This is a genomic window from Bilophila sp., from assembly GCF_057864385.1.
This window is the reverse complement of the sequence record NZ_DBMAFI010000097.1, coordinates 1-10015: the sequence shown is the minus strand read 5'-3', so window position 1 is coordinate 10015 and position 10015 is coordinate 1. Positions and strand designations below refer to the sequence as shown.

6 protein-coding genes are annotated in these 10015 nt (G+C 60.2%); 4 read left to right on the top strand and 2 right to left on the bottom strand.

The features are described from left to right. Window positions 1-668: 668 nt before the first annotated feature. On the bottom strand, window positions 669-2495 hold the full coding sequence (locus ACZM8Y_RS16980; protein WP_479859075.1) for a triose-phosphate isomerase: 1827 nt from the start codon (window positions 2493-2495) through the stop codon (window positions 669-671). 309 nt (window positions 2496-2804) lie between these two features. Here ACZM8Y_RS16980 and ACZM8Y_RS16975 point away from each other — a divergent pair, with 309 nt between their 5' ends. Then, the gene (locus ACZM8Y_RS16975; RefSeq protein WP_482334178.1) at window positions 2805-3185 is read left to right on the top strand and encodes a DnaJ family domain-containing protein; all 381 of its coding nucleotides are present in this window, start codon (window positions 2805-2807) and stop codon (window positions 3183-3185) included. Window positions 3186-3315: 130 nt separating this feature from the next. On the opposite strand, the gene ACZM8Y_RS16970 is transcribed toward ACZM8Y_RS16975, so the two are convergent. Then, the gene (locus tag ACZM8Y_RS16970) at window positions 3316-4017 is read right to left on the bottom strand and encodes a TetR/AcrR family transcriptional regulator (protein ID WP_489501915.1); all 702 of its coding nucleotides are present in this window, start codon (window positions 4015-4017) and stop codon (window positions 3316-3318) included. 156 nt (window positions 4018-4173) lie between these two features. Between ACZM8Y_RS16970 and ACZM8Y_RS16965 the strand changes: the two genes are divergently transcribed. The 3 genes from ACZM8Y_RS16965 to ACZM8Y_RS16955 are packed head-to-tail and all read left to right on the top strand — an operon-like array spanning window position 4174 to window position 9970. Continuing rightward, window positions 4174-5370 (top strand): efflux RND transporter periplasmic adaptor subunit, encoded by a 1197-nt coding sequence (locus tag ACZM8Y_RS16965; protein ID WP_302553529.1) that lies wholly within the window; start codon window positions 4174-4176, stop codon window positions 5368-5370. Window positions 5371-5381: 11 nt separating this feature from the next. Next, window positions 5382-8555, top strand: a complete 3174-nt coding sequence (locus ACZM8Y_RS16960) for an efflux RND transporter permease subunit (protein WP_302553531.1) — start codon at window positions 5382-5384, stop codon at window positions 8553-8555. Then, the gene (locus tag ACZM8Y_RS16955) at window positions 8552-9970 is read left to right on the top strand and encodes an efflux transporter outer membrane subunit (protein WP_302553532.1); all 1419 of its coding nucleotides are present in this window, start codon (window positions 8552-8554) and stop codon (window positions 9968-9970) included. Before ACZM8Y_RS16960 ends, ACZM8Y_RS16955 begins: the two co-directional genes overlap by 4 nt. The last annotated feature ends 45 nt before the right edge of the window (window positions 9971-10015 follow it).

The window sequence follows — 10015 nt, the reverse complement described above, 5'->3', positions numbered from 1 at the left end:
GCTACTCGATATGATAAGCTGGCCATAACTTTTAAAGCATCTGTCATGCTGGCATCATGCCTTATTTGGCTCCAGTAAACTATTTAGGGACAGCCCCTAGGGTGTATCGTCGATTGTATGTAATTTATTGAAATTATATAGCTATTTAAAGTTGTAAAATATTTTTTAATAATTTCAAATACTTATATGTAAGATGATGACACGGCCTAGAAAATGGTCGATGCTTTTTTCTTTGAAGTTTCAAAGGAATAATCAACAAACTGCCTTAGCCGTGAATCCCGCCAATGGGAAAGCTGGAGAAAAAGGCTGTATATTCACCGTGCTGTGGAGATAAAACAGCCAGATACTATGGCGGGTCTATTTTTTTGAAGTTCCAAAGGGATAACCAATAAAATGCGCCAACCGTGGAGGCCGCCAACGAAAAATTGGAGAAAGGGGCCGTATTTTCACCTTCCTGTGGAGATGAAACAACCGCATCCTGATGACAGGCCATCCTTTATTTGGAATTTCAAGAAAGAAAACATCAATCGTTTACATGACGGAACCAATGGACAAAGCCCTTTTCCGCGGCAACGGAAAAGGGCTTTGTTTGGTGGGGACGCAGCCGTCCCCAAACGCAAAAGCCTTTGTGAGGGAGGGAACCGTTTCCCCGCCCCTCACCAATATGGCTACTCTTCCTCGCCGATATGCTCCTCGGCTTCGAGGGCTTCGGCGCGGCGGATGATTTCCTCAAGCTGGATGTCGGCGCCGAGGACGCCGATGATCTCGTCGTTGGCATCGGTGATCACCGTGGACACGGTGATGATGAGCTGCCCGGTGACCTGCGACTGGTGCACGTTCATGATGTGCAGCTTGCCGGTGCGCATGGGCTGCTGGAACCATTCGCGGTTCGAGTAGTCGAACCCAATCGGGAAGGCCTTATAGCCCTTCTGATCGCCGGGATCGCTGATGGCGATGGCTGTGGAATGCCCCTTGACGTCAGTGACATAGACATACTGGATGAACGAGTAGTCATGCACGAACTGCTGGAGCTGTGCGGTGAGGGTTTCGGTATCCGACGTCGTCTGGCAGTCGCGGGCCAGGCGCTCCACAAGGTTGGAGGCCAGTTCCCCGGCGATGCGCTTCATCTGGTCGAACTCGCTGTCGAAGAGCTCAGGCATGAAGCGACGGACAAGGTGCTTGATTTCCTTGTTGGAGAAGGACGTGTTGCGGCCTTCCTCGTAGGCGGCCATGATCTTGGCGTGGATCTGGCCGACGGCGGGATGCTTCTTGGATACCTGCCGTTCCGGGGGCAGGTTGAACTGCTGGTTGATCCAGTAGGCTACGCCGGCGCGCCCCGCCTTGTCGTTGATGATGATCGGCACGGAGCGGTTGAGGATCTTGGTGGTGTCGAAGATATTGTAAATCTCTTCGTTCTTCGCCAGCCCGTCGACATGGATGCCCGCGCTGGTGGCGTTGAAGTCCTTGCCCGCGAAGGGGTAGTTGTCCGGGATGCGGTAGTCGAGTTCCTTCTCGAAATACTGGGCGATTTCCGTGATGACGGTGGGATCGGCGGCCTCGTCGTTGCCGGTGAGGGAAATGTAATCGATGACCAGCGCTTCGAGGGGCGCGTTGCCGGTGCGTTCGCCGAAGCCCATGAGCGTGCCGTTGACGCCGCCGCAGCCGTACAGCCATGCGGTCACGCCGTTGACGAGCACCTTATGGAAGTCGTTGTGGCCGTGCCATTCGAGCCATGCGCCGGGGACGCCCGCTTCGTCGGTGAAGGCGCGGACGATGCGCTGCACGGAGCGGGGAAGCGCCGTGCCGGGGAAGGGTACGCCGTAGCCCATCGTGTCGCAAAGGCGGATCTTGATGGGCATGGACGCTTCGCGGGAAAGCTCCATGAGCTTGCGCGCGAAGGGCAGGCAGAAGCCGTAGATGTCGGCGCGGGTCACGTCCTCGAAGTGGCAGCGGGGCACGATGCCCCATTCGAGGGCCTTGGTGACGACCTTGAGGTAGTCGTTCATGGCCTGTTCGCGGGTTTTGCCGAGCTTCAGGAAGATATGGTAGTCGGACATGCTGGTGAGCAGGCCCACTTCATCAAATTCCATATCATGGGCGATCTTGAGGTCGTCCATGTTGGCGCGGATCCAGCCGGTGACGCGGGGGAAGCGGTAGCCTCTGGAGCGGCAGACTTCAATGGCCTTGCGATCCTTGGGGGAATACATGAAAAATTCGGAGGCCTGGATGAGCCCGCTCTTGCCGCCGAGCTTGTGGAGCAGGTCATAGATGCGGGCGATCTGCTTGACGGTGTAAGGGGGGCGGGCCTGCTGGCCGTCGCGGAAGGTGGTGTCGGTGATGAACATGGGATCAGCCGGGCGGGGGACGAGGAACGTATCATCGAATTCGATGCGGCTGACATGCGTATATGGGAAAACGTCGCGGTACAGTTCGGGTTCGACGCGGTTGTCCAGCGTCAGGGGGCGGGAAGCATGTTTTTGATACAATAAGCTCATTGTGCGGTTCCTCCTGAGGTAAGGTAATCTCCGTATGAGATACGGAAGCGCTTCAGTACGTGTGGACAACAAGGCGAAAAGGATCTCTTTGGGATCTTTTCCTCAAGTTAACGACTATAGCGCATTTTTATGTGAACCGAAAGGGAATTTTCTTGCATAAAATCGGGCCGGAATAAAGGAGAAAGAGTACAATTCCGCCCTGATGCCGGAACTGATCCGCAGAGTATCCCCTTCGGGGAAACCAACCCCTTGCGGACGGGGCCCGCGAGGGATACGTTATCTGAAAAGACGGACTTTCAGGGGGTTACGATGGACGCCATAAGCATCATCGCGGAGCAGCGCATTCGGGAAGCCTGCGAGCGGGGGGACTTTGATTCCCTTCCCGGAGCGGGCAAACCGCTGGAGCTGGAAGACGATTCGCATATCCCCGAAGACCTCCGCATGGCCTACAAACTCTTGAAGAATGCGGGCTATGTCCCCGAAGAGGTTCTTGACCGGAAAGAGGCCCAGTCCATTGTCGACGCACTGGAGAAATGCGGGGACGAACAGGAAAAGATCCGGCAGATGAAAAAGCTCGAAGTGGTCATCGCCCGCATTAAGGCCCGCCATCCCAATGCGCCCGTTCTCAGCGACGGCAGCCCGTACTATGAGCGGGTGGTCAGCCGGATTACCGTGAACAAAAAGGGCTGAGCCTTTTTCGGGCAGCGGCGCGGCACCGTTTCCAGCGACCCGTTCCGCAGCGGCGTCAAGGAAAAAGCTTCAGCCACAGCGAGGGCGTTTCACTGCTTGAAGGTTCCCAAACAAATATGCGCCCGCTTTCCTACCGCTGCACGGGTGGACAGGCTTCCGTCCGTGCTTCCTGTTCCCCGTCCGGGTGCTCCTCGCTCACATGGAGAAGCGAGTTGGCGAGCATTTCGTACAGCCAGTTGGCGTACGTCTCGCCGTCCCACCCGCGCTCCTGCACCAGCATACGGTAGACGTCGCGGCTGGTGAGGCACCAGAAGACATCCAGCGCCATCCCCATATCAATGCCTTCCTTGAGCCGACGCCCGCGGAGCAGGAACCGCACATGGGTTTCCTGCCTGTCCCTGTTGACGCATCGGAGATCATTCTGGACGCGGGCCAATTGCGGATCGAGCATCCCCGCGCCGCGCAGCAGGTCGAAGACGGGGCTTTGGGATTCGTGCACCTGAAGGACAAGCTGCGCCGTGAGCTTCAGCGCTTCGTGGATGTTCGCCGTTTCAAGCGAGCGATCGTGCAGCTCGAATACCCGTTCCGTGAAGACGGCCCGGTCCAGCAATTCGGCCACGATGCCGTTTTTGGAACGGAAGACGGCATAGACGGTCTGCTTGGCGACCCCTGCCTCTTGAGCGATGGCTTCCACCGTCGTTTTGGCGTACCCGCGTTCAAGGAAAAGGCGCTGCGTGGCGTCAAGGATGTTGAGGCGGGTCTGGTTTGCCTGACGCTCGCGGATGGGCGAGGAATACTTGCGGGCCGTGTGTTTTTCCATCTTGACAGTCATCCTTTCGGGAAGTATAGCACTTGAACGGATAGAGCTTACTCTATCCAATTCGTTTTTGTCAAACGATGCAAGCAACCTGCGAGGAAAGCAAGTGGCTTGTATTTTCTATGGGCGCGTGATGATTGAACCGCGCCGACAACCTGAGAGTGAGGTTATATGTTGGTGAAGCATGAACGGCGGCCCTTCCGATTCGGTGTGACTTTGTTGGCCGGGCTTCTCGGCTGCTTGTCCCTCATGGGCTGCAAGGACGAAAAGACGGGGGCCCAGTCCTCGGCGGCTCCCGCCGTGGAAGTGGCCGTGGAGATCGTGACCCCGCAGAAGGTGCTGTACACGACGGAACTTGCCGGCCGCACGTCGGGTTTCCAGATCGCTGAGGTGCGTCCGCAGGTGAGCGGCATCATCCAGAAGCGTTTCTTTGTGGAAGGCGCGGACGTCAAGGCCGGGGATGTCCTTTACCAGATTGATCCCGCCACCTATCAGGCCGATCTCGACAGCGCGAAGGCCAACCTCGCCCGTGCCGAGGCCAATGTGGCCCCCGCGCGCCTGAAGATGAAGCGCTTTAAGGACTTGGTGAACATCAGCGCGGTCAGCAAGCAGGAATTTGAAGACGCCGAGGCCGCCTACAAGCAGGCGCTCGCGGACGTGGGCGTCAATAAGGCCGCCGTGGAAAACGCGCGCATCCGTCTGGCCTATACCAAGGTCACCTCCCCCATTTCCGGGCGGAGCGGGCGCTCCCTGGTGACGCCGGGCGCGCTGGTGACGGAAAACCAGGCCAGCCCCCTGACCACCGTGCAGCAGCTTGATCCCGTCTATGTGGACGTGACCCAGTCCAGCACGGAAGTCCTGCGCCTCAAGCGTTCCCTTGAGGAAGGCAGGCTCCAGCGCGCCGATCAGGATCACGCGGCGGTGCGCCTGCTGCTTGAAGACGGCAGCGAGTACGGGCTTACCGGCACGCTCCAGTTCGCGGACGTGAGCGTGGACGAGAGCACCGGCATGGTGACCTTGCGGGCCATCTTCCCGAACCCCAAGCAGGAACTGCTTCCGGGCATGTACGTGCGCGCCATCCTGAACGAAGGCGTGGACGATCAGGCCATTTTGCTGCCCCAGCGCGCCCTGTTGCGCGACGCCAAGGGCAATCCCACCACGTATGTGGTCAACGCCGAAAACAAGGTAGAAATCCGTCCGCTCAAGGTGGGCCGCACGCAGGGCACCAACTGGGTCGTGCTCGACGGGCTCAAGGCCGGTGACAAGGTCATCGTCGAGGGCCTCCAGAAAATCCGTCCCGGCGCGCTCGTCCGCATTGCCGAACCCACCCCGGCCAAGCAGGACGCGCCTGCTTCCGAGAAGCGGTAGGGGGCTTTTTCATGGCACGTTTCTTTATCGATCGTCCCGTCTTCGCATGGGTGATCGCCATTATCATTATGCTGGCGGGCGGGATATCCATCCTCAACCTGCCGATTTCGCAGTACCCGTCCATTGCGCCGCCGACCGTGAGCATTGAGGCGCAGTATCCCGGCGCGTCCGCCCAGACCGTGCAGGACACCGTCACGCAGGTGATCGAGCAGAACATGAACGGCATTGACCACCTGCTGTATATGTCCTCGACAAGCGACTCTTCGGGGCAGGCGCAGATCACGCTGACCTTCAGCGCGGACGCCGACCCGGACATCGCGCAGGTGCAGGTGCAGAACAAGCTCCAGCTTGCTACCCCCCTGCTCCCGCAGGAAGTGCAGCGCCAGGGCATCTCCGTCCGCAAGCGCGCCGCGAACTTCCTCAAGGTGTACGCCTTCGTGTCCGAAGACAACAGCATGGACAACGCCGACATCGCGGACTACGTGGTGACCAACCTCAAGGATCCGATCAGCCGTCTTCCCGGCGTCGGCGAAGTGTCGGTCTTCGGCAGCCAGTACAGCATGCGCATCTGGCTCGATCCCTACAAGCTCCAGAGCTACAGCCTGATGCCGAGCGACGTGCTCAACGCGATCAGCGCCCAAAACGCGCAGATTTCCGCGGGGCAGCTCGGCGGCACGCCTTCCGTTCCGGGGCAGCAGATGAACCTCGCCATTTCGGTGCAGGAACGCCTCCAGACGCCGGAACAGTTCGGCAATATCATCCTGCGCACCAACACGGACGGCTCGCTCATCCGGGTGAAGGACGTGGCCCGTGTGGAGCTGGGCAGTGAAAGCTATTCCACGCTCAGCCGCTTCAACGGCAAGTCCTCCACCGGCATCGCGGTGAAGCTCGCCACCGGCGCCAACGCGCTGGAAACCGCGTCCAGCATCGACGAGTACCTGAAAGGGGCCGAGAGCTTCTTCCCGCAGGGGTTGAAGACCGTGTATCCGTTCGACACCACGCCCGTGGTGGAAATTTCCATCCACGAAGTGGTGAAGACCCTCGGTGAAGCCGTGCTTCTGGTGTTTCTGGTCATGTACCTGTTCCTCCAGAACTTCCGCGCCACCCTCATCCCGACCATCGCCGTGCCCGTCGTGCTCCTCGGCACGTTCGGCGTTCTGGCGGCGTTCGGCTATTCCATCAACACGCTGACCATGTTCGCGGTGGTGCTCGCCATCGGCCTCCTTGTGGACGACGCCATCGTCGTCGTCGAAAACGTGGAGCGCGTGATGAGCGAGGAGAAGCTCCCGCCCAAGGAAGCCGCCCGCAAATCCATGGATCAGATCACCGGCGCGCTGGTCGGCATCGCCATGGTGCTTTCCGCCGTGTTCGTGCCCATGGCCTTCTTCGGCGGCTCGGTGGGCGTCATCTATCGGCAGTTCTCCGTTACCATCGTTTCGGCCATGGTGCTGTCGGTGGTGGTCGCCATCGTGCTGACCCCGGCCCTCTGCGCCACGATGCTGAAGCCCATCGGCGGGGATCACGTACATTCGCAGCACGGCTTTTTCGGCTGGTTCAACCGTTGGTTCGACAGCGCGACGATGCGCTACCAGTCCGGCGTGTCCTATGTCATCCGGCGCGCGGCCCGCTTCATGATCATCTATTTGGTGCTCATCGGCGGCTTGATCTTCATGTTCAAGGCCCTGCCCACGGGCTTCCTGCCTGACGAGGATCAGGGCATGCTGTTCGCCCAGATACAGCTTCCCACCGGCTCCACGCAGGAAGAAACCACCAAGGTGCTGGAGCAGGTTGAAAAATACCTGCTTGAAAACGAAAAGGACGCCGTGGAGAGCATGATGGGCGTGCTCGGGTTCAGCTTCGCGGGCAACGGCCAGAATATGGCTATGGCCTTCGTGCGCCTCAGGGACTGGAGCGAACGCCAGGATCCGTCCCTCAAGGTGGATGCCGTCTCCAAGCGCGCCATGGCTGCGTTCTCGAAGATCCGCAATGCGCAGGTGTTCGCCTTCGCGCCGCCCGCCATCATGGAACTCGGCAACGCCACCGGCTTCGACTTCCAGTTGCAGGACAAGTCGGGCCTTGGGCATGAGGCGCTCATCCAGGCCCGGAACCAGCTTCTCGGCATGGCCGCCCAAAACAAGAACCTTGTGGCCGTGCGCCCCAACGGTCAGGAAGACCAGCCGCAGCTCCGCATCGACATCGACCGCGAAAAGGCGGGCGCGCTCAGCCTGAACCTCTCCGACATCAACTCGGCGCTGTCCACCGTCTGGGGCAGCTCCTACGCGGACGACTTCCTTGACAAGGGCCGCGTCAAAAAGGTGTATGTGCAGGGCGACGCGCCGTTCCGCATGGTGCCGGAAGACATGGAAAAATGGTTCTTCCGCAACACCAAGGGCGAAATGGTTCCCTTCTCCTCGTTCGCTTCCGCGCACTGGGAGTATGCCCCCGCGCGTCTGGAACGCTACAACGGCGTTCCGTCCGTGGAAATCCTTGGGCAGCCCGCTCCGGGCGTGAGCTCCGGTACGGCCATGCTGGAAATGGAAAAACTCGCCGGGCAGCTCCCGCAGGGCATCGGCTACGAGTGGACGGGGCTGTCCTATCAGGAACGCCTTTCCGGTTCGCAGGCCCCGGCCCTGTTCGCCCTGTCCATCCTCGTGGTGTTCCTGTGCCTCGCGGCCTTGTATGAAAGCTGGTCAGTGCCGTTCGCGGTCATCCTCGTGGTTCCCCTCGGCGTGCTCGGCGCGCTCGGCGCGGCGAACATGAGGATGCTTTCCAACGACGTGTATTTTCAGGTGGGCCTGCTCGCCACCATCGGCCTGTCGGCGAAAAACGCCATCCTGATCGTTGAATTCGCCAAGGAATTGCACGATAAGGGAGGCGATCTCATTGAGTCGACCATTGAGGCGGCGCGTATGCGCTTGCGTCCCATCCTGATGACTTCGCTGGCCTTCCTGCTCGGCATCCTGCCCCTTGCCATCAGCACGGGCGCCGGCGCGGGCGGCCAGAACGCCATCGGCACGGGCGTCATGGGCGGCACGTTCGCGGCGACGGCCCTCGGGATTTTCTACATCCCGGTGTTCTTCGTCGTGGTGACCTCCGTGTTCTCGTTCCGTTGGAAGAGGAAGAAGGCGAAGCGCCGCCGCACGGCCAACATCGTTGAAACCATACCGGGAGATTCCCACAAATGATGTCAGCAAAGTATATGGCGCTCGCGCTGGCGGTGCTGTTGCCCGGCTGCACGATGGCCCCGAACTACGTCCGCCCGGAGGCTCCGGTGGCGGAGGCTTGGCCCGACGATCTCATGCCCAAGGGCACGGTTCTCGCCCAGCCTACCGATAAGCTGGCCTCGGAAATCGGGTGGAAGACGTTCTTCACCGATCAGCACTTGCAGCGGCTCATCCAGCTTGCTCTGGACAACAACCGGGATCTGCGCGTCTCCGCGCTGAACATCGAGCGTGCCCGCGGCTTGTATCAGATACAGCGCGCGGATCTGATGCCCGGCGTTTCCGCCTCCGGCGAGTCCTCCAACGCTGGCGTTTCCGCCGATTTGTCCACATCGGGCGAACAGACGGTTTCCCGCCAGCACTCGCTCAGCGTCGGCGTGACCAGTTATGAGCTTGATTTCTTCGGGCGCATCCAAAGCCTCAAGGACAACGCTCTGGAAACCTACCTCGGCACCGAGGAGGCGTACCGGAGCGCCCGCCTGAGCCTGATTTCGGAAGTGGCGCAGGCCTATCTGACTCTTGTGGCTGACCGTGAGCGGTTGAATATCGCCACGGAGACGCTCAAGAGCCAGCAGGCGTCATACGACATGATCGCGCGGCGCCACTCCGTGGGCGTTTCGTCCGAGCTGGATTTGCGCCAGGCGCAGACCAGCGTGGATACGGCGCGGGTGGACATTGCCCGCTACAGCGGGCAGGTGGCTAAGGACATCACGGCGCTCGGCCTGCTTGTGGGGACGAAAGTGACCCCGGACATGCTGCCCGCTAAGGCGCTCTCCGAGCTTCCGGTTTGGCCGGAGATCCCGGTGGGCCTTCCCTCCACGGTTCTCCTCCAGCGGCCGGATATTCTCCAAGCCGAGCATGCGCTCAAGGCCGCCAACGCGAATATCGGCGCGGCGCGGGCGAACTTCTTCCCCCGCATCGCGTTGACCGCGGGCATCGGTACGGCTTCAAACGAGCTGTCCCGCCTCTTTGACAGCGGCACGGGCATCTGGACTTTCCTGCCGCAGGTCAGCCTGCCGATTTTTGAAGGCGGGCGGAACATCGCCAACCTGCGTGTTTCCGAAGCGGACAAGAAGATAGCGGTGGCGGATTACGAGAAGGCCATCCAATCCGCGTTCCGGGAAGTGTCCGACGCGCTGATCGACCGCGTTTCCCTTGCAGGGCAGCTTGATGCGCAGAAGTCGCTTGTCCATGCGACTTCCGAGACGTATCGCCTGTCCGGGGAACGCTACAATCAGGGCATCGACAGCTATCTTGCCGTGCTTGATTCCCAGCGTGCGATGTACAGCTCGCAGCTCAACCTCATCTCTATCCGAGTTGCCCGCGAGCAGAACCTCATCATGCTCTACAAGGCCCTTGGCGGCGGGGTGAAGGAATAGGGGATGCCATTTGGAGGGGGGCGGGAGGGCCTTTCTGAAGAAAGC